The following is a 22,787-nucleotide window of genomic DNA, read 5'->3' as shown; positions in this document are numbered from 1 at the left end:
GTCACATGATCAAGGTCGTCCGAGGCAGCCCGAACCACCTGGAACTCGCTGCCTTCACCGCGGTCTTCATCGCGCTGGTGCGCGGGTCGCACACACTGCCCGACCCGCGCCCGCGCTCCCGCCGGGCCGGCTGGGACCATCAGCCGCCGCATCTCCCGGCGCACTCCTGGCGGGCCCGCGCGGCGTCCCCGCGCCGCTGACGCCCCGGCCGCCCCCGCGGCGACGGCCGTCCCCTCCGCGAGCCCGGTGAAACCGCTCGCCGTAAAACCGCTCACACGGACGCGCCCGGTTCGACACGCCGAGAAATCTCCCTTTTTGTAAGGGTATTGGCCTGTTCGTCTCCCGAACCGGCCATCGCCAGATCATCGAAGACCTGGAGGCGCTGTGCGGCCGGAGTGCTACCGATACGACACCCACAGCACCCTCGCCGGGCCGCTCACCGAGCCGGCCGGCGGCGACCACGGCGGCTACCGCGTGCAGTACACCAGGCTCCTCTCCGCCGAGCCGCACCGAATACGCGCTGTCCTCCTGATGACGCTCGCCCCCGTCCTCACCGGCCTCCTGCTCGTCTACCTCGTCTGGCCGACCCACTGGACGCAGCGCGAGGGCGGGGACCGCTGGCTGGTCTGGCTGGACGTCACGATGCTCGTCGCGATCGGCTGCATCGAGCTGTTCATGCTGATCAACGTCATATCCATCGCGCACGCCACGTTCGTCGCCCGCGACCCCGTGCCCGTACGCCCCGAACCCGGCACCCGCGTCGCCTTCATCACCACGTACGTGCCCGGCAAGGAACCCATATCCATGGTCCGCGCCACCCTCGAAGGCGCGACCGAGATACGCCACGACGGCGTCGTCGACGTCTGGCTCCTGGACGAGGGCGACGACCAGGAGGCCAAGGAGCTCTGCGCCGAACTCGGCGTACGCCACTTCTCCCGCAAGGGCGTCCCCGAGTGGAACCGGCCCAGCGGGGTCCACAAGGCGAAGACGAAACACGGCAACTACAACGCCTGGCTCGCGATGCACGGCGACAAGTACGAGTTCTTCGCCTCGGTCGACACCGACCACGTCCCGCTCCCCAACTTCCTTGAGCGGATGATGGGTTACTTCCGCGACCAGGACGTCGCCTTCGTCGTCGGACCCCAGGTGTACGGGAACTACGACGCCCCCGTCACCAAGGCCGCCGAGTCCCAGCAGTTCCTCTTCCACGCGCTCATCCAGCGCGCCGGCAACGCCTACCGCGCCCCCATGTTCGTCGGCACCAACAACGCCGTACGGATATCCGCCGTCAAGCAGGTCGGCGGCCTCTACGACTCGATCACCGAGGACATGGCCACCGGCTTCGAGCTGCACCGCCGCAAGAACCCGCGCACCGGCCGGCACTGGCGCTCCGTCTACACCCCGGACGTCCTGGCCGTCGGCGAGGGCCCGGCCTCCTGGACCGACTTCTTCACGCAGCAGCTCCGCTGGTCCCGCGGCACGTACGAGACGGTCATCAAGCAGTACTGGCGGGCGCCCTTCCGGATGCCGCCCGGACGGTTCTTCAACTACTCGCTGATGCTGGTCTACTACCCCATGACCGCGGTCAACTGGACGCTCGGCATCCTCAGTTGCTTCCTGTTCCTGTGGTTCGGGGCGTCCGGGACGCAGGTCGCCGCGTCGATCTGGCTGATGCTCTACAGCGACGCCGCGGCCCTGCAGGTGGGGCTCTACCTGTGGAACCGGCGGCACAACGTCTCCCCGCACGAACCGGAAGGCTCCGGGGGGCTCGCCGGGATGGCGATGTCCGCGCTCTCCGCGCCGATCTACGCCAAGTCGCTGGGGGCGGCGGTGCTGCGGCGGCCCTGCCGGTTCGTGGTCACGCCCAAGGGGGACGACGCCAGCCCCGACCGGCTGCTGACGTTCCGCGTCCACCTGTCGTGGGCGGCGCTGCTGGCGGTGTCGCTCGCCGCGTCGTTCGTGCTCGGGCACCATCATGCGGCGATGTGGACCTGGGCGGTCCTGGGCCTGGTGATCTCGCTCGCGCCCGCGACGATCTGGGCCTTCGGCGAGTTCCGTTCGCGGCGTGGGGCGGCCGAGCTCGAACCGGTCCTGCTCCCGACGACGCCGGTGCAGGCGCCGTCGACCACGACCCCGACCACTCAGGCGGCGCCCAGTGCGGCGCCTACGGCTACTACTCGGGTGTCCAGTACGCCCAGCGGGGGCAGCTGAGCCCTTTCCGAACCCGGGGGTTGCCCCCCCCGAACCCCTTCGGCGGCTGCAGCCCCCGCCCCCTGCCGGGGCTGCCGCCCCCGCCTCTCGGTCCGGGGCTGCCGCCCCCGCCCCGCGTCTCGGTCCGGGGCTGGCATCCCGGTCCCTCTCCCCGGGGCTGCCGCCCCTGGATCCCGGTGTCGGGGCTGCGCCCCGGATCCGCCTCGGGCGGCTGCCGCCCCCCGCCCCTCTGCCCGGGGCTGTCGCCCCTGCGCCCCGGTCCCCGGCTGTTGTTTGGCTGCCGGTTCGTCGTGGCTGGTCGCGCAGTTCCCCGCGCCCCTGTCGGGGCCCTGTCGCGGCCGCGGTCCTGCCTGGGGCTGCTGACCTTGGACCCCGCTTTCGGTGGCGCAGCCCCCGGCCCCTGTTAGGCGCTGCTGACCTTGGGGCCCGGTGTCGGGGCTGCGCCCCGGACTCCGGCTGTTGTTTGGCTGCCGGTTCGTCGTGGCTGGTCGCGCAGTTCCCCGCGCCCCTGTCGGGGCGCCGTCGCAGCCCCAGATCGGAAAGTTCAGCCCTGCCCTCAGCTTGCGAGAATCTCCAGCCCCCGCATCTGAGGGGCGGGGTAATTCGCCCCCCCCGCATCTGAAGGGAGCCGGGGGCATTCAGCTCACGGCCTCGGGGGGAAAAATCCAGCCCCTCCGGTGTTTGAGATGGGGGTCCCCCTGCTCGAGCGAAGCCGAGAGCTTGGGGGAGGGGGCCGTGGGCTGGCCCCCGGGATGGGGTCCGGGGCGGAGCCCCGTGGTGGGGGTTCGGGGCGGCAGCCCCGAAGCAGGGGTCAGGGGCGGCAGCCCCGGGGTGCGGGGGTCGGGGGCGGAGCCCCCGGAGCTGTCTGCTGAGGACTTTCGGGAAGGGGCGGGGTGGGGAGAAGGAAGAGAGGGCTAGCCCGAGTTGCGGGAGAGGTTCAGGGCGTATTCCGGCCACCATTTGCCCGCCGGGGGGCCACCCCTGCACTCGCCGTCCGACTCACCGGGGCGCTTGATCCACAGGAACGCGTCCACGACCGGGTCGCCGGTCTTCGTGCTGGGGCGGTTGCCGAGCGCCCGGCCCGGCGGGTTGCACCAGGCCTCGTCGCCGCCGGGCAACGGCCCCTTGCCGTTGCGGCCGGTGTCCATCACGAAGTGCTTGCCGTTCAGGAGCTTCGAGAGGTCCTTGCCGTACGTCTTGGTCGCCGCGTCCGTCTGGAAGTTGGAGACGTTCAGGGCGAAGCCGTCGGCGCGGTCGATGCCCGCCTTCCACAGTGCCTGGGTGAGCCGGCCGCGGTCCTGGATCCAGGCGGAGTGGCCGGCGTCGACGTACACCTTGACGTTGGGCTGCTTCTTGAGGCGGTCGATCGCCTCGGACATCAGCTGGTAGCGCTCCTCCTGGTACTCGGCCGGGGTGCAGCCGTCCACGAGGTGCGGGATGGCGTCCGGCTCCAGGATCACCAGGGCCTTGCTGTCCTCGATGTTGTCGGCGAACGCGCCGATCCACTGCCGGTAGGCGTCCGCGCTCGCCGCGCCGCCCCGCGAGTGCTGCCCGCAGTCGCGGTGCGGGATGTTGTACGCGACGAGGACCGCGGTCCGGTTCGCCTTCTCGGCGCCGCGCGTGGCCGCCTTGATCGTCGGACCCGGGTCGTCGCCCGCGGGCCATACGGCCATCGGCTGGTCGGCGATGCGGCGGATCATGTCGGCGTCGGAGTCACGGCCCTTCGCCCGCCACTGCGCGACCTGCCGGGCGGCCGGGCTGTTCGGGTCCACCCAGAACTCGGACTGCGAGCCCGACGGCTTGGACGGCCCGCGTACGAGCGCCGCGTCCTTGGTCTGCGGGTCGTCCGACTCGGGGCTGCAGCCGAGGACGAGCCCGAGCGCGGCGAGCGCGGCCCCGCCGCGCGCGAGCCGGCGACGGCGCACAAGGCGCACGCGGCGGCCGAGGCGGCTGCGGTGGTGGTCGGTGCGGGTGTGGGCGGGCATCCTGCCCCCTTGGCTACGGCGCACGAAAGGACCGGGCAATCGTGGCATAACGGGCGCGCCGTCATCGCGGTGTGACACCGTGTCGGACCAGGTCAGTGGGGTGACGGTGGCTGACGGTGGACCAGGAGGCGGCTCGCCGGTCGGCCGTACGGGTCAGGGGCGCGGCCCCTCCGAACCCGCCAGCGCGATCCCCAGCGGCGTGCGCTCGTAAAGCACCTGCCGGCCCTGGCGGCGGGAGGTCAGCAGGCCCGCTCCGCGCAGCGCCGAGAGGTGTGCCGAGACCGAGGACGGGGCCAGCGCGAGCCGCTCCGCCAGCGTCGTCGTCGCGGCGGGTTCGGTGAGGGCGCACAGGATGTCCGCCCGCCCCCGCCCGAGCAGCCGGGCGAGCGCCTTCGGCGTACGGGCCGAGGGCTCCGTCCAGAGGCCGCCGATGCCGCGCACCGGGTAGATCACCGCGGCCGGCCAGGGCTCGTCGATGCCGCCCACCGTCTCCGGCCAGGTGAAGACCGACGGCATCAGGACCAGACCGCTGCCATCCAGGACGCGGGAGTGCTCGCCCTTCGTCTGCGTGATCGTCAGCGTGGAGTCCGCCCACTGCAGCCGCGGGCTCAACTCGCCGAGGAGGCACCCGAATCCGACCTCCGCGAGCCGACGCGAGTGGTACGCCACGTCCGCCTCCAGAAGCGCCCGGAACCGCGGCCAGTCCGGCTCGATCAGCGCCTCCCAGGCCCATTCGAGGAGGTCGGCCAGGTCCCGCACGGCCCGCTCCGGGTCCGCCAGCATCGCCCGGCCGCGCGCGGAGGTGAGGCCGCCGGGCTGGTCGGCGAGCGACTTGGCGATGTCGACCCGGGCGGTCTCCGGGTCGGTGGCCCGCACCCGCGCGATCTCCTCCGCGAACGAGGCCGTGGGGCCGAGCGGCGGCGGCGAGAGCAGGTCGGCGCCGTGCCCGCGCTGCGGCATGAGCAGCCACAGCGGGGCCAGGTCGAGGCCGGCCGCGGCCGCGCGCGTGCGGCGTATCCAGGGCAGGTGGTAGCCGTGGTGCTCGGGGCGGGCGAGGGTGCGCACCGCCTGCTGCGTCTCCCACAGCGGGGACAGCGCGAAGCGGCAGCGCAACAGATCGCTCTCCCCGAGTACAAGGCGTAACGCCATCGCCCCTCGCCCCTTTCCCGGTACGCACACAACTCCCTTGTCTCCAGGACATGTTGCCCGGAACCGGGGCCGGGAATGCGCCCGGATTCGGTACGGGGCGAATATCTGGAGGCGGGGTCGGGGCGGCGGCAGGCTGCTTCGCATGTCCACCTCACCCGTCGCCGGGCCCGGCAGCCCCGGCCGTACGCGCTATGCCGCCCTGTTCGCCGTGACCGAGTTCCGGGCGGTGTTCGCGGCGCATCTGCTCTCGCTGCTCGGCGTCGTCGTCAGCGAGCTCGCGCTGACCGTGCTCGTCTACGACCTGACCCGGTCCCCGCTGCTCAGCGCCCTCACCTTCGCGCTCGGCTTCCTGCCGTACCTGCTCGGCGGCACGCTCTTCGCCTCCGTCGCCGACCGGCACCCCGCGCGGCGCGTGCTCGTCGTCTGCGATCTGCTCTGCGCCGGCTGCGTCGCCGTGATGCTGCTTCCCGGCACGCCCGTCGGCGGGCTGCTCGCGCTGCGCTGCGCCGTCGCCGCGATCGCGCCGGTCTTCACCGGGACGCGGATGGCCGCGCTCACCGACATCCTCGGCGACGGCGAGCTGTTCGTGCTCGGCCGCTCGCTGCTGCGGATCGTCTCGCAGAGCGCCGTGCTCGCCGGGTTCGGCGCGGGCGGACTGCTGCTCGCCGCGGTGTCGCCGCGCGGCGCCATCGCCGTCACCCTCGGCACGTTCCTCTGCTCCGCCGCGCTCCTCCGCTTCGGCACCAGGTCCCGCCCCGCGCGGGCCGCGAGCGGCGGGGCCCTGCTCAAGGACTCGCTCACCGCCGCCCGCCGGGTCTTCGGCGACCGTCGCCTGCGCGCCCTGATGCTGCTCTTCTGGGTGCCGACCGGCTTCGTCGTCGCCCCGGAGGCCCTGGCCGCGCCGTACGCGGAACGCATCGGAGCGGGCCCGGCCGCGCTCGGCCTGCTGATGTGCGCGATGCCGGTCGGCCATATCGCCGCCGAGCTGTACGTCGGCGCCCGCCTCGATGCGAGCGCCCGCTCCAAGCTGGTCCTGCCGCTCGGCGCCCTCGGCCTGCTGCCGCTGCTCGGGTACGCGGTCACGCCGGGGATCGCGGCCAGCGCCGTACTGCTGCTGCTCGCCGGGGTGGCGGGCGCCTATGTCGTCGGGCTCGACCAGTGGTTCGTCGCGGCCGTGCCCGAGGACCTGAAGGGCAGTGCCATGACGCTGATGACGGCCGGGCTCATGACCGTCCAGGGCGTCGGGATGGCGCTCGCCGGGCTCGCCGCCGAGTTCTTCCCGGTGGCGCATGTGGTCGCGGGGGCGGGCGTGCTCGGCACGGTCTGCTCGGTCGCGCTCGCCGTGGAGGTGCGCCGGGCGCGCGGGGCGTCGACCGTACTCCGAGACGGGGCTGACCACGATGTGACCGCCCGGTAAGGTGCAGGCGTGCCGAAGCCGCTCAGTCTGTCGTTCGACCCCATCGCGCGAGCCGATGAACTCTGGAAGCAGCGTTGGGGTTCCGTGCCGTCCATGGCCGCGATCACCTCGATCATGCGCGCCCACCAGATCCTGCTCGCCGAGGTCGACGCGGTGGTCAAGCCGTACGGACTGACCTTCGCGCGGTACGAGGCGCTGGTGCTCCTCACCTTCTCCAAGGCCGGCGAGCTGCCGATGTCGAAGATCGGGGAGCGCCTGATGGTGCACCCCACCTCGGTCACCAACACCGTGGACCGCCTGGTGAAGTCGGGCCTCGTCGACAAGCGGCCCAACCCCAACGACGGCCGCGGCACCCTCGCCTCCATCACCGACAAGGGCCGCGAGACGGTCGACGCGGCCACCCGCGACCTGATGGCGATGGACTTCGGCCTGGGCGCGTACGACGCCGAGGAGTGCGCGGAGATCTTCGCGATGCTGCGGCCGCTGCGGGTGGCGGCGCAGGACTTCGAGGAGAGCTGAGCCGCCGTGTCCCGGATGCGCGGGGTCGCCTGAAGATCGCGCAAAACGGGCGGTTACGCTCGTACGCATGAAGCGATCCGTGCTGACCCGCTACCGCGCCCTGGCCTACATCACCGGTGTCCTCCTGGTCCTGCTGTGCCTGGGCATGATCGGCAAGTACGCCCTGAGTATGGACGGCGCCGCGGACTTCACGAAGGTCGTCAGCATCGCGCACGGCTGGCTGTACGTGGTCTACCTGGTCTTCGCCTTCGACCTCGGCTCCAAGGCGAAGTGGCCGGTCGGCAAGCAGCTGTGGGTGCTGCTCGCGGGCACGATCCCGACGGCCGCGTTCTTCGTCGAGCGCAAGATCTCCGCCGAGCTCGCCGACAAGGTGACCGACGCGGCGCCCGGAGCCGTCAAGGCCTAGGGCCTGTCGTTTGGATCAGGCCGGATCTGGTCGGCGGTGCGGGGCGGTCGAGTTGAGCGGGGTCTGGTGCGTGCAGCTGCAAGGCGGAGGAGGGCGTCAACGCGGAGCGTTGGCAACCGACGACAACGCCGCAGATGTGCGTGCCAGGGCCCGCGACTCCGGCAAGATCCAAACGACAGGCCCTAGCGCCCGCCCCGAAACTTGAGACGCGCACGTCCGCATCGCGGACCTGCGCGTCTTCTGCTTCGACACCGCGAACCCGAGGAGTACGACGCATGGCCGGCGCCCACCTGAACCACCCCCTGGTCGAAGCCGCCCGGCGGCTCGCCACCGACGTCCTCGGGCCCGCCGCCGAGCGGCACGACCGCGAGGGCGTCACCGTCGGGGCGATCGACGCGGTCAAGGCCTCGGGGGTGCTCGGCGTCAACGCGCCGGTGGAGTACGGGGGTTCGGGCGCGCCCGCAGCCGTCGGGCGGGAGGTCGCGGAGCTGCTCGCGGGAGCCTGCTGCGCCACGTTCTTCGTCCAGGCCCAGCACCACACCCCCGTACGCACCCTCATGGCGGGCGCGGAGGCGGCCAGGGAGCAGTGGCTGCGGCCGCTGTCCGAGGGTGCGGCGCTCGCCGGGATCGCCTTCTCGCACCTGCGCGCCTTCCCGAAGCTCCCGGTCCGCGCCACCGAACTGCCCGACGGCTCCTGGCGCTTCGACGGGCGGGTGCCCTGGTACACCGGCTGGGGCCTGAACGACGTGTTCCTGCTCGGCGCCGCCACCGAGGGCGGCGAGGTCGTCTTCGTCCTCGCCGAACCCCGCGAGCAGCCGGGCCTGAAGCCGACGGCGCCGCTGCAGCTGGCCGCGCTCACCGGCGCCCGCACCGTCGGCCTGGTCCTGGACGGTCTGACGGTGCCGCCCGAGGCCCTCGTGACCCGGCAGCCGTACGAGGAGTGGGCCGCCGTCGACCGCCCGAAGAACACCAACACCAACCCGGCCGTCTTCGGCGTCGCCCGCGCCGCCCTCGACCTGCTCGACGCCGCGGGCGACGCGGGCGACGGGGAGGCGAAGGACACGGCGGGCGTCCTGCGCGAGCGCCTCGACGCCGCGCGCAGGGACGCGTACGCCCTGGTCGACGAGGTGCCGGCGGACCAGGACCTGGAGGCGCGGCTCGCGGTCAAGACGCGGGCGTACGACCTGATGCGGGCGGCGACCACGGCGGCGATCGTGGTCGGTGGCGGCCGGGCCTTCGGCCTCTCCGCCCCGGCGCAGCGGCTCGCCCGCGAGGGGCTCTTCCTGGTGGTGCAGGGGCAGACGGCGGAGGTGCGCCACGCGCATCTGGCGGCGCTGCGGGCCTGATCGCAAAGATCGGACGAATGGCCTTCTCGCTGGTCGGAGAGGGTGCGGTGGGGTGTCGGGAGGGACTCGCGGTCGACTGCCATCGACATTTACTAGGACGTCCAAGTAAATTGGCAGCATGGACGCTGACGCCATCGAGGACGGCCGCCGCCGCTGGCAGGCCCGCTATGACGCCGCACGCAAGCGTGACGCCGACTTCAGCACGCTCTCCGGTGACCCGGTCGAGCCGGTCTACGGACCGCGGCCCGGGGATGTGTACGAGGGGTTCGAGCGGATCGGCTGGCCCGGCGAGTACCCGTACACCCGAGGGCTGCACGCCACCGGGTACCGGGGCAGGACGTGGACGATCCGGCAGTTCGCCGGGTTCGGCAACGCCGAGCAGACCAACGAGCGGTACAAGATGATCCTCGCCAACGGAGGCGGGGGACTGAGTGTCGCCTTCGACATGCCGACGCTGATGGGCCGCGACTCCGACGACCCGCGCTCGCTCGGCGAGGTCGGCCACTGCGGCGTCGCCATCGACTCCGCCGCCGACATGGAGGTCCTGTTCAAGGACATCCCGCTCGGCGACGTGACGACCTCGATGACGATCTCCGGGCCCGCCGTGCCGGTCTTCTGCATGTACCTCGTCGCCGCCGAGCGCCAGGGCGTCGACCCGGCCGCGCTCAACGGCACGCTGCAGACCGACATCTTCAAGGAGTACATCGCGCAGAAGGAGTGGCTCTTCGAGCCCGAGCCCCATCTCCGCCTCATCGGCGACCTGATGGAGCACTGCGCCCGCGAGATCCCCGCGTACAAGCCGCTCTCCGTCTCCGGCTACCACATCCGCGAGGCCGGGGCGACGGCCGCGCAGGAGCTGGCCTACACGCTCGCGGACGGCTTCGGTTACGTGGAGCTCGGCCTCTCCCGCGGCCTGGACGTGGACGTCTTCGCGCCCGGCCTCTCCTTCTTCTTCGACGCGCACGTCGATTTCTTCGAGGAGATCGCCAAGTTCCGTGCGGCCAGGCGCATTTGGGCCCGCTGGATGAAGGAGGTCTACGGCGCGCAGACCGACAAGGCGCAGTGGCTCCGCTTCCACACCCAGACCGCGGGCGTCTCGCTGACCGCGCAGCAGCCGTACAACAACGTCGTACGCACCGCCGTCGAGGCCCTCTCCGCCGTGCTCGGGGGCACCAACTCGCTGCACACCAACGCCCTCGACGAGACCCTCGCGCTGCCGAGCGAGCAGGCCGCCGAGATCGCGCTGCGCACGCAGCAGGTCCTGATGGAGGAGACCGGCGTCGCCAACGTCGCGGACCCGCTCGGCGGTTCGTGGTACGTGGAGCAGCTCACCGACCGCATCGAGGCCGATGCCGAGAAGATCTTCGACCAGATCAAGGAGCGGGGACTTCGGGCGCACCCGGACGGGCAGCACCCGATCGGGCCGATCACCTCCGGCATCCTGCGCGGCATCGAGGACGGCTGGTTCACCGGCGAGATCGCCGAGTCCGCCTTCCAGTACCAACAGGCCCTGGAGAAGGGCGAGAAGCGGGTCGTCGGCGTCAACGTCCACACCCCGTCCGTCACCGGCGACCTGGAGATCCTGCGGGTCAGCCACGAGGTGGAGCGTGAGCAGGTGCGCGCCCTCGGCGGCCGCAAGGCCGGCCGGGACGACGCGGCGGTGCGGGCCTCGCTCGACGCGATGCTCGCGGCGGCCCGCGACGGCGGCAACATGATCGGCCCGATGCTGGACGCGGTCCGCGCGGAGGCCACCCTCGGCGAGATCTGCGACGCGCTGCGGGACGAGTGGGGCGTGTACACGGAACCCGCGGGGTTCTAGGGCCCGGGACTTCGGGGTTCAAGGGCCCGAATCCGCGGGGTTCTGAAGGCAGGGTTCCGGATCGTTCGACGGGGTAGGTGCGTTCGCGGCACACGCACCTTCCCCGGAGGACACCTTGAGCGCACCCCGCCGCAACACGCACTTCGCCGCCACCGCACTCGGCGCCTCGGCCCTGGCCGTGGTCGGCGCGCTCCTCGTCGGCGGCTCGGGACCCGTCGTCGCCGACGCGCCCCGACTGCCCGAGGTGCAGGACGAGTTCGACTCGCTCGGCCCCGACGTGCACGCGGCGAAGCTGCCCTCCGGGCGGACCGCGCACTACACCGACGCGGGCCCGCGCGACGGCCGCCCGGTCCTCTTCATCGGCGGTACGGGCACCTCCGCCCGCGCCCAGCACATGACCGACTTCTTCGCCTCCACCCGGGACTCGATGGGCCTGCGCCTGATATCCGTCGAGCGCAACGGCTTCGGCGACACCGAGTTCGACCCGGCGCTCGGCAAGGCCGACTTCGTCTCCGACGCACTCGCCGTGCTCGACCGGCTCGACGTCGAGAAGGTCTCCGTCATCGCCATCTCCGGCGGCGGCCCCTACGCGGCCGAGCTCGCCGCCCGCGCCCCCGAACGCGTCCGCGCGCTCCACCTGGCCGCCGCGCTGCCCCCGTACGGCGCGAAGCCCGAATACTGCGCCCTGTCCGACGAGGCGCTCGCCGACGCGCTCGGGCCTGTCGTCAAGGACCCGCGCAAGTGGTGGGCGATGCCCGACGACAGCCCCGCCAAGTCCATCCCCGGCTTCGCCGACACCGCGTACGAGGAGGGGGCGCGGACCTTCAACCAGCGCGGGCAGCAAGGGGATGTGGCTCCGCAGGTGCACGAGCAGCGGCTCTACTGCGACCGCCCCGGTCCCGACCTGTCCGGGCTCAAGGCCCCGGCGTTCCTCTACGCGGGGGAGAAGGACACGACGGTGCCGCCGTCGACGCTCGACGCGTGGCGGGCGGCGCTGCCCGGCGAGGAGGTCGTACGGCGCTATGCGGACACCGGGCACGACGTCCAGTACCGGCACTGGGACCAGATCCTCGCGGATCTTGCGGGGCACGGGGATCGGACGGTGGTGTGTCGTGAGTCGGACAGTGAGCTGTTGCCTGCGCGGGAGGCGGACCGGCTGGTCGAGGAGGGCGAGGCCACGCTGGGCAGCTGCGCCTGGCAGTAACGCGGGGGGTTTTCCCCTCCCCGCCCCTTCCCGAAGTCCTCAGCGGACGGCTCCCGGGGGCTGCGCCCCCGCCCCCGGCTGTCGTTCGACTGCTGCGCCGTCGCGGCTGGTCGCGCAGTTCCCCGCGCCCCTGAAAGAACCGGGGCTTCGCCCCGAACCCGGTCGTTCTTCGTCTGCGCCGCCGTCGTGGCTGGTCGCGCAGTTCCCCGCGCCCCTATCGGGGCACTCGTCGCAGCCCCAGCCCGCAAAATTCAGCCCCTCCGGCGTTTGAGATGGGGGAGGGGGTCTGGGGGCTGGCCCCCAGTGGCTGACGGCAGCCACGCGGCGGCAGCCGCATATCGGGCACAGCCGGGAAGGGGCGGGGAGGGGGCCAAACCGGCGGTCAGCCGGGCGACGGTGCGGTCAGCCCCCCGAGCAGCAAGCCTGTGAACGCGCGCGCCCACTCCCCGTCCACCGGCTCCGCGCTGACCAGGGAGCGGTGGACGACCGCGCCCGCGACCACGTCGAAGATCAGGTCCGCCGTGCGCGAGGCCGCGGACTCGTCGGCCTCGTAAGGGAGTTCACCGCGCTCCTGGGCCCGGCGCCGGCCCTCCAGGACCAGCCGCTTCTGGCGGTCCACTATCGCGTGCCGGATCCGCGCGCGCAGCGCCTCGTCGCGGGTGGACTCCGCGACCACCGCCATCAACGCCGTACGCGCCTCCGGCCGTTCGAGCAGCGCCGCGAACTGCAGGACCACGCCCCGCACATCCGCCGCGAGGCTGCCGAGGTCGGGCAGCTCCAGCTCGTCGAAGAGCACCGCCACCGCGTCCACGACCAGCTCGCTCTTGCCCGCCCAACGCCGGTACAGGGTCGTCTTGGCGACCCCCGCACGCGCCGCCACGTCGCCCATCGTCAGCTTCGACCAGCCCAGGTCCACCAGGGCCTCCCGGGTCGCCGACAGGATCGCGGCGTCGGCCTCAAGGCTGCGGGGGCGTCCCTTGCGCCCGGCGGGTGGGGGTGTGCGGCACATGCGGCCGACGATACCCGTCGGTAAGTCCGGTGGGGCCCACACGGATTCCGTGAGGCAGATCACCGACGACGGCTGGGCGCGGGGACTGGCTGAGATATACGCTACGAGTCGTAGCGAAAGCTCGTGGGACTTCGACGGGGAGCCCCTCGGGCGGCAACCACAGGTGTGGGGTGGGGACCCCGCGCCGCTGCAGTACCGGTCCTCCTCGGGACCCGGACCGTGACCTGTCCGTACGCCTCGCAATCCGGCGGGGGGCCTGCGGGCGGGCCGCGGTCCACGAGGTCGCTGTCTCGCGGATTCTGCCGGACTTCCACGCGATTCGGCAGGGCTTTGCACAGCGCTTTTCACAGCCGCGCGCGGAAGGGGGAGGATGTACTCATGCAGCCACGGAACATGTCCATGAGCGGAGTCGTCGACCTCGCCGCGGTGAAGGCGGCCCAGGAGGCCAAGGCGAAGGCGGAGCAGACCCGCGCGGAGAACGCGCGGCAGGGCGGCGGCGGCGCCGTCTCGCCCGCGAGCCTGGTGATCGACGTCGACGAGGCCGGCTTCGAGAACGACGTCCTGCAGCGCTCCGCCGAGGTCCCGGTCGTCCTCGACTTCTGGGCCGAGTGGTGCGAGCCGTGCAAGCAGCTCGGCCCGCTGCTCGAACGCCTCGCCGCCGAGTACAACGGCCGTTTCCTCCTCGCCAAGATCGACGTCGACGCCAACCAGATGCTGATGCAGCAGTTCGGGATCCAGGGCATCCCGGCTGTCTTCGCCGTCGTCGCAGGCCAGGCCCTGCCCCTCTTCCAGGGCGCGGCCCCCGAGTCCCAGATCCGCCAGACCATCGACCAGCTCGTCCAGGTCGCCGAGGAGCGGTTCGGCATCACCGGCATCGCCGTCGACCCGAACGCCACCGAGGACGCGGCCCCCGCCGAGGAGCAGGCCGGCCCGTACGACGCCCTGCTCGAAGCGGCCGTACAGGCCCTGGACGCGGGCGACTTGGGCGGCGCGGTGCAGGCGTACAAGAACGTGCTGGCCGACGACCCGGGCAACACCGAGGCCGAGCTCGGCCTCGCCCAGGCCGAACTGCTGCAGCGCGTCCAGGGCCTGGACCCGCAGCAGGTGCGCAAGGACGCCGCCGAGAAGCCCGCCGACGTGGCGGCGCAGATCGCGGCGGCCGACCTGGACCTGGTCGGCGGTCATGTCGAGGACGCCTTCGGGCGGTTGGTCGACACGGTCAAGCGCACCTTCGGCGACGACCGCAACGCCGCGCGCGTACGACTGCTCGAACTCTTCGAGGTCGTCGGAGCGGAGGACCCGCGGGTGGCCTCGGCGCGCTCGGCGCTCGCCCGCGCGCTGTTCTGACGGAACCGTCCCGGGCGTCGTCCCGGGTGCTGCTTCACGCTTCCTGTGCCGCGCTTCACCGGTCACGCCCGCCTTCGCCCGAGGGCCAGTTGGTGACCTGGCGCTAAACGAGCGGGCGCGCAGCGGACTTGTGAAAATTTGGCGACAGAGCGATTCGGCGGCCGCGTTTTACCAAAACTTGGTAATCGCGGCCGCTGTTACTTGGAGTAAATCGACCGGCCCGTTCTGTCCGATTCCGTTCGCCAATTTCCGGATCTGTTCCCGGGGTTGGCTGCACCGAGTGTGGCCGGGTGATGCCACCCCGTCGCGGCCTGGTTATCCAGCCGTTACCAGCGGGTAACGAACCCCCTTGTGCAGGCGCTCCGAATGCACCACGATCGGCCACGCTCGGTCCATGCCCGCCTCCCCGACGACCAGTTCGGGGCATCGGGCCCCTGGGTCCCCACCGAGTGGCCGGAGGCGCCGCCGACGGTCGAGGACAGGGGGGTCTCTGCCGAACGGCAGGGCCTGTCCGAGAGGTTGCGTGCAGGCGCGACCAGTGGTTGTCGCTCGGGGGTGATCGCCGGTGCTTCGGGCGCAGTCGCGCCTGTGACGCGGGCGCTCCTTCCCGAGGACGTAGCACTTCTCCCATCCCTGCCCGCCTGTGCCGTGAGGTGCAGTCAGGGCCGGAGATGTACGTCCGAGAAGGAGGAAAGTCATGGAATCCGTGGCTCGTGGCGGAACCAGGTGGAAGCGGTTCGCCGTGGTCATGGTGCCGAGCGTCGCGGCGACTGCCGCGATAGGCGTCGCCCTCGGTCAGGGCGCGCTCGCGGCATCGTTCAGTGTGTCGGGTCAGTCGTTCAAGGTGTCGGCCGACCAGCTCGACGGCAAGGGCCTGGTCCAGTACGGCGGCGTCGACGTCGGCGTGGACATGGAGGGCAAGAAGGCTCTCCACCCCGTCTCGGTCTCGGCGTTCAAGAACGCCACGATCACCAACATGTGCCAGTCCGTGGTGTCGCACGTGCCGGTCCTCGGCGACGTCACGCTCCAGCTGAAGGCGGGCGGCGAAGGCAGCAAGCCCGTCGAGGCCGAGAACCTCTACATCGACGTCGCTCAGCTCGACGCCGACGCGGAGTTCCGCGGCCTCAACATCGGTGTCGCCGCCGGGCAGTCCACCAAGGGCCCCGGCATGAAGGGCGGCAAGGAGCAGGCGAACCCGAACGGCTTCGCGCAGGAGGCCGACCGCGCCATCCTCAGCAACATCGAGCAGACGGCCTGGGCGACCAGCGCCGGCACCTTCAAGCTGAGCGGTCTTCACATGAAGCTGCACAAGGGCAAGAAGGAGTGCTTCTAAGCACTCGCCCCTGGTTGGCTCGGCGGGCGCGGAGCGCATGTCTCCCCGCCCGCCACCGCAGATCCGCACTGAATTTCACGTACCGCCGGTTCCAAGGAGCTGTTGTCCCATGAGCGCCGTGACAGAGGGGCCGAACGACCACTTCCTCAAGATCCACCGGAGGAAGTTCCGGGCCTGGCGCGGTGGCCGGCCCTTCTGGGCGGGCCTCCTCACGATCCTCGGCGGCCTGCCGATCGCCTATCTGCCGTACGGCAACATCAAGCTCGGCAACCTGACGCTCGCCATGGCCACCACCGCCGGGGCGGGTTCGTTGATCATCGGCGTCCTGCTGATCGTGCTCGGCCTCACCATGTGGTATCAGTCGCACTCCCGCGTCTTCGCGGGCGTCGCCGCGATCCTGCTGGCGCTGGTCTCCCTGGTGGTGTCCAACATCGGCGGATTCCTCGTCGGGTTCCTGCTCGCGCTCATCGGCGGCGCGCTCGGCGTCTCCTGGGCTCCGGCCGGGGACGCGGGCGCCCGGGGCGCACACCGGGACCGCAAGTCCGAAGGGACCGCCACGGACGACGACCGGGCGGAGCCTGCCGTGAACGGTGCGCTTGACGACCTGACAGGAACGGGCTCGATGAACCAGACGAACGGGAGGCACCGTGCCGGGTGACGAGGTGCAGTACGAGGGCACCGAGGCCGGTTCCCGTAACCGAACCGGGCCGCGGCACGCCGCCCCGAAGAAGCCGCTGATCACGCGGCTGAACATGCCCGCCGGCAAGGCGATCGCCATCGCCGCCATGCCCACCAGCATCCTCATGGGCATGGGTCTCACCCCGACCCTCGCGCACGCCAAGCCCATCCCTGACAACCCGTTCCGGGACGGCCCCTGCGTCACCGCCCCGGACAAGGAAGCGGAAGAGGCGGAGAAGGAGAAGGCGGAGAAGGAGAAGGCGGAGCAGGAGGCGAAGGAGGCCGCCGAGAAGGCGACTTCGACGCCGTCCGCGGGCGAGCAGGACCAGGGCGACGAGCCCGAGCCCTCCCCCTCCTCCGGCGACTCCGCGGGCTCCGGCGACCAGGCCGACGAGCCCGCGCCCGAGCCGTCCGAGTCCGAGAGCACCAACCCGCTCGACCCGCTGGGCGTCGGCGACGCGATCAAGGACGTGTTCACCCCGGACGAGAAGGAGTCCGAGGAGCCCGCCCCGGAGCCGTCCGCGTCCGAGGACGAGCAGAGCGACGTCACCGACCCGGTGAAGGACACCGTCGACGGTGTGAAGGACACGACCGACAAGGTCACGGACGGGGCGAAGGACGCCGCCGACAAGGCGAAGGAAGCAGCCGACAAGCTGAAGCCCTCGCCGGAGGCGACCGACCCGCTGGCCCCGGACGCGGACGGCAAGAAGCCGTTCCCGTGCGTCGTGGAGAAGAAGGTCGACGGCGACGACGAGACGACGCCGGCCCCGATCCCCGACGACCCGTGGAACCTGGAGGCCAGCTCGCTACTGCTGAAGGGCGCCGACTACAAGGGCATCGTCAATGTGACGACGGCCGGCGGCAAGACCAAGCAGGTCATGAAGTACGTGATCAGCAAGGGCACGGACATCGGCGACCTGCACCAGACGGTCGAGGGTCCGGGCGGTCAGACGTACCACATCCAGTCCGCGAAGGGCGCCACGTCCACGATCCGCGACGGCGAGACGATCATGTACACCGAGCGTCTCTCGGGCCACCTCTTCGGTCTGATCCCGGTCACCTTCGACCCGGAGCACCCGCCGCCGCTGAACATCCCCACGATCTACCTGACGAACGTCAAGGTGGTGCAGGCGGCCCAGTTCGGTGGCACGCTCACCGTTCCGGGGTTCCACCAGGAGATCACCGAGTGAGCTGAGGCTCGCTTCGCTCAACCAGGCACGGCCGCGCACACGAGGGCGCCCCCTCCCAGGACTTCTGGGGAGAGGGCGCCCTCGTCGTGTGCGTGGGTGCCTGGGGTCAGGCGCTCTCGCCGCCCAGGTGGTGGACCCGGACCATGTTGGTGGTGCCGGGGACGCCGGGGGGCGAGCCGGCCGTGATGATCATGGTGTCGCCGGCGTTGAAGCGCTTCAGCTTGAGCAGCTCGGCGTCGACCAGGTCGACCATCGCGTCGGTGTTGTCGACGTGCGGCACCAGGCGGGACTCCACGCCCCAGCTCAGCGAGAGCTGGTTGCAGGTCTCCTGCTCGGAGGTGAAGGCGAGGATCGGCTGCGCGGCGCGGTAACGGGACAGGCGGCGCGCGGTGTCGCCGGACTTGGTGAAGGCGACGAGCGACTTGGCGTCCAGGAAGTCCGCGATCTCGCAGGCGGCACGGGCCACCGAACCACCCTGCGTACGCGGCTTCTTGCCCTGCACGAGCGGCTGCAGGCCCTTGGAGAGCAGCTCCTCCTCGGCCGCGGCGACGATCTTCGACATCGTCTTGACGGTCTCGATCGGGTACGCGCCCACGGAGGACTCGGCGGACAGCATCACCGCGTCCGCGCCGTCCAGGATCGCGTTGGCCACGTCGGAGGCCTCGGCGCGCGTGGGGCGGGAGTTGGTGATCATCGACTCCATCATCTGGGTCGCGACGATCACCGGCTTGGCGTTGCGGCGGCACATCTCCACGAGCCGCTTCTGCACCATCGGGACCTTCTCGAGCGGGTACTCGACGGCCAGGTCGCCGCGGGCCACCATGACCGCGTCGAAGGCGGCGACGACGTCCGCCATGTTGGCGACCGCCTGCGGCTTCTCCACCTTGGCGATGACGGGGACCCGGCGGCCCTCCTCGTCCATCACCTTGTGGACGTCCTTGACGTCGTTCGCGTCGCGCACGAAGGACAGCGCGACCATGTCGCAGCCCATCCGCAGCGCGAAGCGCAGGTCCTCGACGTCCTTCTCGGACAGGGCGGGGACGTTCACGGCCGCGCCGGGCAGGTTGATGCCCTTGTGGTCGGAGATGACACCGCCCTCGATGACGATCGTCCGGACCCGGGGGCCGTCGACGTCGGTCACCTTGAGCTCGACGTTGCCGTCGTTGATCAGGACCTGGTCACCCTTGGCGACATCGCCGGGCAGGCCCTTGTAGGTCGTACCGCAGATGGACTTGTCGCCCGGGACGTCCTCGGTGGTGATGGTGAACTCGTCACCGCGCACCAGCTCGACCGGGCCCTCGGCGAAGGTCTCCAGGCGGATCTTCGGACCCTGGAGGTCGGCGAGGACGCCGACGGCCCGGCCCATGTCCTTGGCGGCCTCACGCACCCGGTCGTAACGCTCCTGGTGCTCCGCGTGGGATCCGTGGCTGAAGTTGAATCGGGCCACGTTCATCCCGGCCTCGATGAGAGCTTTCAGCTGCTCGTACGAGTCGACGGCGGGGCCCAGCGTGCAGACGATTTTGGAACGGCGCATGAGACGGATCCTATCGGTTTGTTTCGCTAAGGAATATTCCATCTGGCGGAATCTACAAATGGGCGGACCTGCGCTCAGTCGTTGCGTTCTCCCACTCGGTTTGCCACGAGTGCGTAGGTCTGTCGGGCGATCTCCAACTCCTCGTCGGTGGGCACCACGGCGACGGCGACCCTGGCGTACTCGGGTGAGATGACCCGGGGCTCGTCCGAGCGCACCGCGTTCAGCTCTCCGTCGACCGCGAGGCCCAGCTCCTCCAGGCCCGCGACGGCAGCTTCGCGCACCGGCGCCGCGTTCTCGCCGACCCCGGCCGTGAACGCGATCGCGTCCACCCGGCCGAGCACCGCGTAGTAGGAGCCGATGTACTTCTTCAGGCGGTGGATGTAGATGTCGAAGGCGAGCCGCGCCGCCTCGTCGCCCTCGTCGATACGGCGCCGGATCTCCCGCATGTCGTTGTCGCCGCAGAGGCCGACCAGACCCGACTTCTTGTTCAGGAGTACGTCGATGTCGTCCGCCGACATGTTGGCGACCCGCATCAGATGGAAGATGACGGCCGGGTCGACGTCCCCTGAACGCGTCCCCATCACCAGGCCCTCAAGCGGCGTCAGCCCCATCGAGGTGTCCACGCACACCCCGCCCCGCACCGCCGAGGCCGAGGCCCCGTTGCCCAGGTGGAGCACGATGACGTTGACGTCCTGAGGCCGCTTGCCGAGCAGTTCGGCGGTCTTGCGCGAGACGTACGCGTGCGACGTGCCGTGGAAGCCGTAGCGGCGGATGCGGTGCGCGTCGGCGGTCTCCACGTCGATCGCGTAGCGCGCCGCCGACTCCGGCATCGTCGTGTGGAACGCCGTGTCGAAGACCGCCACCTGCGGCAGGTCCGGGCGCAGCGCCATGGCCGTACGGATGCCCGTCAGGTTGGCCGGGTTGTGCAGCGGCGCCACCGGGATGAGCCGCTCGACCTCCTTCAGGACCGCGTCGTCGATCACCGTCGGCTCGGTGAACTGCTTGCCGCCGTGCACCACCCGGTGCCCGATCGCGGCCAACTCCGGGGAGTCCAGGCCGAGTCCGTCGCGCGACAGCTCCTCGGCGACCGCCTTGAGCGCCTCGTCGTGGTCGGCGATCGGCCGGTTCTGCTCGCGGCTCTCCCCGCCGCTCTCGCCGCCGCCGGTGAGCGGGGTGTGCTTGAGCCGGGAGGTCTCCTCGCCGATGCGCTCCACCAGGCCCACGGCCAGGCGGGTGTCGTCGCGCATGTCGAGGAGCTGGTACTTCACCGACGAGGAGCCGGAGTTGAGGACGAGGATGCGGGTGGCAGTCACAACTGTTGCTTTCGGGTGCGGGGTCAGGTGGCGGGCGTCTGGGCCTGGATCGCCGTGATGGCGACGGTGTTCACGATGTCCCCGACGAGGGCGCCGCGGGACAGGTCGTTGACCGGCTTGCGCAGGCCCTGCAGGACCGGGCCGACGGCGATCGCGCCGGCCGAACGCTGCACGGCCTTGTACGTGTTGTTGCCGGTGTTGAGGTCCGGGAAGATCAACACCGTGGCCTGCCCGGCGACTTCGGACCCGGGCAGCTTGGTGCGGGCCACGGAGGGCTCCACGGCGGCGTCGTACTGGATCGGGCCCTCGATCTTCAGGTCCGGCTGCTGCCCGCGGACCAGCTCGGTGGCCTCGCGGACCTTGTCGACGTCGGCGCCGGAGCCGGACGTGCCCGTCGAGTACGAGAGCATCGCGACCTTCGGGTCCACGTCGAACTGCCGGGCGGTGGTGGCCGACTGGACGGCGATGTCGGCGAGCTGCTCGGCGTTCGGGTCCGGGTTGACCGCGCAGTCGCCGTACACGAGGACCTCGTCGGCGAGGCACATGAAGAAGACCGAGGAGACGATCTTCGCGTCCGGCTTGGTCTTGATGATCTCGAAGGCGGGGCGGATCGTGGCCGCCGTCGAGTGCACCGAGCCGGAGACCATGCCGTCGGCGAGGCCGTCCTGGACCATCAGCGTGCCGAAGTAGTTCACGTCCGCGACCACGTCGTGCGCCAGCTCCACGGTGACGCCCCGGTGGGCGCGCAGCGCCGCGTACTGCTCGGCGAACTTCTCCCGCAGCTCCGAGGTCTGCGGGTCGATGAGCTGCGAGTCGGCCAGGTCGATGCCCAGGTCGGCGGCCTTCTTGCGGATCACCTCGACGTCGCCGAGGAGCGTCAGGTCGCACACCCCGCGGCGGAGCAGCACGTCGGCGGCGCGCAGCACGCGCTCCTCGGCGCCCTCGGGGAGGACCACGCGGCGGCGGTCGGAGCGGGCCTGCTCGATCAGCTTGTGCTCGAACATCATCGGCGTGACCCGGCCGCTGCGGGACACCTCGAGGCGGCTCAGCAGCTCGGAGGTGTCGACGTACCGCTCGAACAGGCCGAGCGCGGTCTCCGCTTTACGGGGCGTCGCGGCGTTCAACTTGCCTTCCAGGGCGAAGAGTTCGGCCGCCGTCGGGAAGGAGGTACCGGCCACCGAGATCACCGGCGTGCCCGGCGCGAGCCGCGAGGCGAGGCGCAGGATCTCCTCGCTGGGCCGCTCGTTCAGGGTGAGCAGCACGCCCGCGATGGGCGGCGTCCCGGCGCTGTGCGCGGCAAGGGCGCCCACCACCAGGTCGGCCCGGTCCCCGGGCGTCACGACCAGGCAGCCGGGCGTGAGCGCGCCCAGGAAGTTCGGCAGCATCGCGCCGCCGAAGACGAAGTCGAGCGCGTCCCGGGCGAGCCCCGAGTCGTCGCCGAGCAGGACCGTGCCGCCGAGGGCGTGGGTGATCTGCGCGACGGTCGGCGCGGCGAGGGCGGGCGCGTCCGGCATGACGTAGCAGGGCACCGGCAGCTGGGCCGTCAGCTGCTCGGCTATGACGTCCCGGTCGTCCGGCGCGACCCGGTTGACCGCCATCGCGAGGACCTCGCAGCCCAACACCTCGTAGGCGCGGTAGGCGTTGCGGGCCTCGGCGGTCACGGACTCCGCGGTCTGCTTCCGGCCGCCCACCACGGGCAGCACCCAGGCGCCGAACTCGTTGGCGAGGCGGGCGTTCAGGGACAGCTCGTCGGGCAGCTGGGTGTCGGCGAAGTCGGTGCCGAGGACCAGCACCACCTCGTACTCCCGGGCCACCGCGTGGAAGCGGTCGACCAGCTCGGAGACCAGCTCGTCGGTGCCGCGCTCGGCCTGCAGCGCGGACGCCTCGTGGTAGTCCATGCCGTACACCGTGGCCGGGTCCTGGCTCAGCCGGTAGCGGGCCCGAAGCAGCTCGAAGAGGCGGTCGGGACCGTCGTGCACCAGCGGACGGAACACCCCCACCCGGTCGACCTGACGGGTCAGGAGCTCCATGACTCCCAGCTCCACTACCTGGCGGCCGTCGCCGCGGTCGATCCCGGTCACGTACACGCTGCGCGTCACGCGTGCTCTCCGTTTCGTCGCTCGCTGCTTCGTGGGCCCGCTGTCTCGCGAGCCCGGCGCCTCGTGAGCCCGCTGTCCGGCCGCTCGCTCAAGGCTCTACAAAAATACTCGATAGGGCGGGAATGCCCTCTTGACAATACCCTTGCGGGTGGATAAAGCGCCCGCCGCAAGCGTGCCCCAGAAGCGCGTGGAACAATCGAAAATCGGCTCAGGCGTACGACTACGGAG

Annotated in this window: 18 protein-coding genes; 12 read left to right on the top strand and 6 right to left on the bottom strand. The window is 71.3% G+C overall.

What is annotated here, in order from left to right; all coding sequences use genetic code 11:
* Nucleotides 1–5: 5 nt before the first annotated feature.
* A complete protein-coding gene (locus QIS96_RS11670) occupies nt 6–200 on the top strand; it encodes an acyl-CoA carboxylase epsilon subunit (RefSeq protein ID WP_282542424.1) in 195 nt (64 codons plus the stop codon).
* Between the two features lie 184 nt (nt 201–384).
* Nucleotides 385–2,211 carry a glycosyltransferase family 2 protein gene (locus tag QIS96_RS11665; protein ID WP_282542423.1) on the top strand — a complete coding sequence of 609 codons (1,827 nt, stop codon included), beginning with the start codon at nt 385–387 and terminating at the stop codon, nt 2,209–2,211.
* Nucleotides 2,212–3,125: 914 nt separating this feature from the next.
* Here the strand turns inward: QIS96_RS11665 and QIS96_RS11660 are convergent.
* Nucleotides 3,126–4,196, bottom strand: coding sequence for a glycoside hydrolase family 6 protein (locus tag QIS96_RS11660; protein ID WP_282542422.1), 1,071 nt, complete (start codon nt 4,194–4,196; stop codon nt 3,126–3,128).
* A gap of 153 nt (nt 4,197–4,349) precedes the next feature.
* Nucleotides 4,350–5,345: an ArsR/SmtB family transcription factor gene (locus tag QIS96_RS11655; protein WP_282542421.1), complete on the bottom strand. Its 996-nt coding sequence runs from the start codon at nt 5,343–5,345 to the stop codon at nt 4,350–4,352.
* Between the two features lie 142 nt (nt 5,346–5,487).
* Between QIS96_RS11655 and QIS96_RS11650 the strand changes: the two genes are divergently transcribed.
* From QIS96_RS11650 to QIS96_RS11625, 6 genes are all read left to right on the top strand, one after another.
* Complete coding sequence (locus QIS96_RS11650; protein WP_282542420.1) at nt 5,488–6,762, top strand: MFS transporter; 1,275 nt, start codon at nt 5,488–5,490, stop codon at nt 6,760–6,762.
* Between the two features lie 9 nt (nt 6,763–6,771).
* Nucleotides 6,772–7,281, top strand: coding sequence for a MarR family winged helix-turn-helix transcriptional regulator (locus QIS96_RS11645; protein ID WP_282542419.1), 510 nt, complete (start codon nt 6,772–6,774; stop codon nt 7,279–7,281).
* Between the two features lie 67 nt (nt 7,282–7,348).
* Nucleotides 7,349–7,687, top strand: a complete 339-nt coding sequence (locus QIS96_RS11640; RefSeq protein ID WP_282542418.1) for a DUF3817 domain-containing protein — start codon at nt 7,349–7,351, stop codon at nt 7,685–7,687.
* Nucleotides 7,688–7,962: 275 nt separating this feature from the next.
* Entirely contained in the window at nt 7,963–9,033 is a 1,071-nt protein-coding gene (locus tag QIS96_RS11635; RefSeq protein ID WP_282542417.1) for an acyl-CoA dehydrogenase family protein, read from the top strand.
* A 118-nt stretch (nt 9,034–9,151) separates the two neighbouring features.
* On the top strand, nt 9,152–10,852 hold the full coding sequence (locus QIS96_RS11630; RefSeq protein ID WP_282542416.1) for an acyl-CoA mutase large subunit family protein: 1,701 nt from the start codon (nt 9,152–9,154) through the stop codon (nt 10,850–10,852).
* Between the two features lie 115 nt (nt 10,853–10,967).
* Nucleotides 10,968–12,056: an alpha/beta fold hydrolase gene (locus QIS96_RS11625; RefSeq protein WP_282542415.1), complete on the top strand. Its 1,089-nt coding sequence runs from the start codon at nt 10,968–10,970 to the stop codon at nt 12,054–12,056.
* A 382-nt stretch (nt 12,057–12,438) separates the two neighbouring features.
* On the opposite strand, the gene QIS96_RS11620 is transcribed toward QIS96_RS11625, so the two are convergent.
* Entirely contained in the window at nt 12,439–13,065 is a 627-nt protein-coding gene (locus tag QIS96_RS11620) for a TetR/AcrR family transcriptional regulator (RefSeq protein WP_282542414.1), read from the bottom strand.
* Nucleotides 13,066–13,443: 378 nt separating this feature from the next.
* Between QIS96_RS11620 and QIS96_RS11615 the strand changes: the two genes are divergently transcribed.
* From QIS96_RS11615 to QIS96_RS11600, 4 genes are all read left to right on the top strand, one after another.
* Nucleotides 13,444–14,412: a tetratricopeptide repeat protein gene (locus tag QIS96_RS11615; protein WP_282542413.1), complete on the top strand. Its 969-nt coding sequence runs from the start codon at nt 13,444–13,446 to the stop codon at nt 14,410–14,412.
* Nucleotides 14,413–15,109: 697 nt separating this feature from the next.
* The gene (locus QIS96_RS11610; protein ID WP_282542412.1) at nt 15,110–15,745 is read left to right on the top strand and encodes a DUF6230 family protein; all 636 of its coding nucleotides are present in this window, start codon (nt 15,110–15,112) and stop codon (nt 15,743–15,745) included.
* Nucleotides 15,746–15,854: 109 nt separating this feature from the next.
* Nucleotides 15,855–16,403: a DUF6114 domain-containing protein gene (locus QIS96_RS11605; protein ID WP_282542411.1), complete on the top strand. Its 549-nt coding sequence runs from the start codon at nt 15,855–15,857 to the stop codon at nt 16,401–16,403.
* Entirely contained in the window at nt 16,393–17,613 is a 1,221-nt protein-coding gene (locus tag QIS96_RS11600) for a hypothetical protein (RefSeq protein WP_282542410.1), read from the top strand. Before QIS96_RS11605 ends, QIS96_RS11600 begins: the two co-directional genes overlap by 11 nt.
* A 106-nt stretch (nt 17,614–17,719) precedes the next feature.
* Here the strand turns inward: QIS96_RS11600 and pyk are convergent, their stop codons facing one another.
* From pyk to pta, 3 genes are all read right to left on the bottom strand, one after another.
* Nucleotides 17,720–19,147: a pyruvate kinase gene (gene pyk / locus QIS96_RS11595; protein ID WP_282542409.1), complete on the bottom strand. Its 1,428-nt coding sequence runs from the start codon at nt 19,145–19,147 to the stop codon at nt 17,720–17,722.
* Nucleotides 19,148–19,221: 74 nt separating this feature from the next.
* Nucleotides 19,222–20,460, bottom strand: a complete 1,239-nt coding sequence (locus tag QIS96_RS11590) for an acetate kinase (RefSeq protein ID WP_282542408.1) — start codon at nt 20,458–20,460, stop codon at nt 19,222–19,224.
* 23 nt (nt 20,461–20,483) lie between these two features.
* A complete protein-coding gene (gene pta, locus QIS96_RS11585; protein WP_282542407.1) occupies nt 20,484–22,559 on the bottom strand; it encodes a phosphate acetyltransferase in 2,076 nt (691 codons plus the stop codon).
* Between the last annotated feature and the right edge of the window lie 228 nt (nt 22,560–22,787).

Origin of the sequence: Streptomyces cavernicola, assembly GCF_029968035.1 — a bacterium.
GTDB lineage: Bacteria > Actinomycetota > Actinomycetes > Streptomycetales > Streptomycetaceae > Streptomyces > Streptomyces cavernicola.
Note: the sequence above shows the minus strand (reverse complement) of the source record. Positions and strands in the feature narration are given on the sequence as shown.

What these genes read in the sequence shown, in the direction of transcription:
- QIS96_RS11670 (WP_282542424.1), top strand. Translation starts at nt 6, where the DNA reads ATGATCAAGGTCGTCCGAGGCAGCCCGAACCACCTGGAACTCGCTGCC.
- QIS96_RS11660 (WP_282542422.1), bottom strand. Translation starts at nt 4,196, where the DNA reads ATGCCCGCCCACACCCGCACCGACCACCACCGCAGCCGCCTCGGCCGC.
- QIS96_RS11655 (WP_282542421.1), bottom strand. Translation starts at nt 5,345, where the DNA reads ATGGCGTTACGCCTTGTACTCGGGGAGAGCGATCTGTTGCGCTGCCGC.
- QIS96_RS11650 (WP_282542420.1), top strand. Translation starts at nt 5,488, where the DNA reads ATGTCCACCTCACCCGTCGCCGGGCCCGGCAGCCCCGGCCGTACGCGC.
- QIS96_RS11640 (WP_282542418.1), top strand. Translation starts at nt 7,349, where the DNA reads ATGAAGCGATCCGTGCTGACCCGCTACCGCGCCCTGGCCTACATCACC.
- QIS96_RS11635 (WP_282542417.1), top strand. Translation starts at nt 7,963, where the DNA reads ATGGCCGGCGCCCACCTGAACCACCCCCTGGTCGAAGCCGCCCGGCGG.
- QIS96_RS11630 (WP_282542416.1), top strand. Translation starts at nt 9,152, where the DNA reads ATGGACGCTGACGCCATCGAGGACGGCCGCCGCCGCTGGCAGGCCCGC.
- QIS96_RS11620 (WP_282542414.1), bottom strand. Translation starts at nt 13,065, where the DNA reads ATGTGCCGCACACCCCCACCCGCCGGGCGCAAGGGACGCCCCCGCAGC.
- QIS96_RS11615 (WP_282542413.1), top strand. Translation starts at nt 13,444, where the DNA reads ATGCAGCCACGGAACATGTCCATGAGCGGAGTCGTCGACCTCGCCGCG.
- QIS96_RS11610 (WP_282542412.1), top strand. Translation starts at nt 15,110, where the DNA reads ATGGAATCCGTGGCTCGTGGCGGAACCAGGTGGAAGCGGTTCGCCGTG.
- QIS96_RS11605 (WP_282542411.1), top strand. Translation starts at nt 15,855, where the DNA reads ATGAGCGCCGTGACAGAGGGGCCGAACGACCACTTCCTCAAGATCCAC.
- pyk (WP_282542409.1), bottom strand. Translation starts at nt 19,147, where the DNA reads ATGCGCCGTTCCAAAATCGTCTGCACGCTGGGCCCCGCCGTCGACTCG.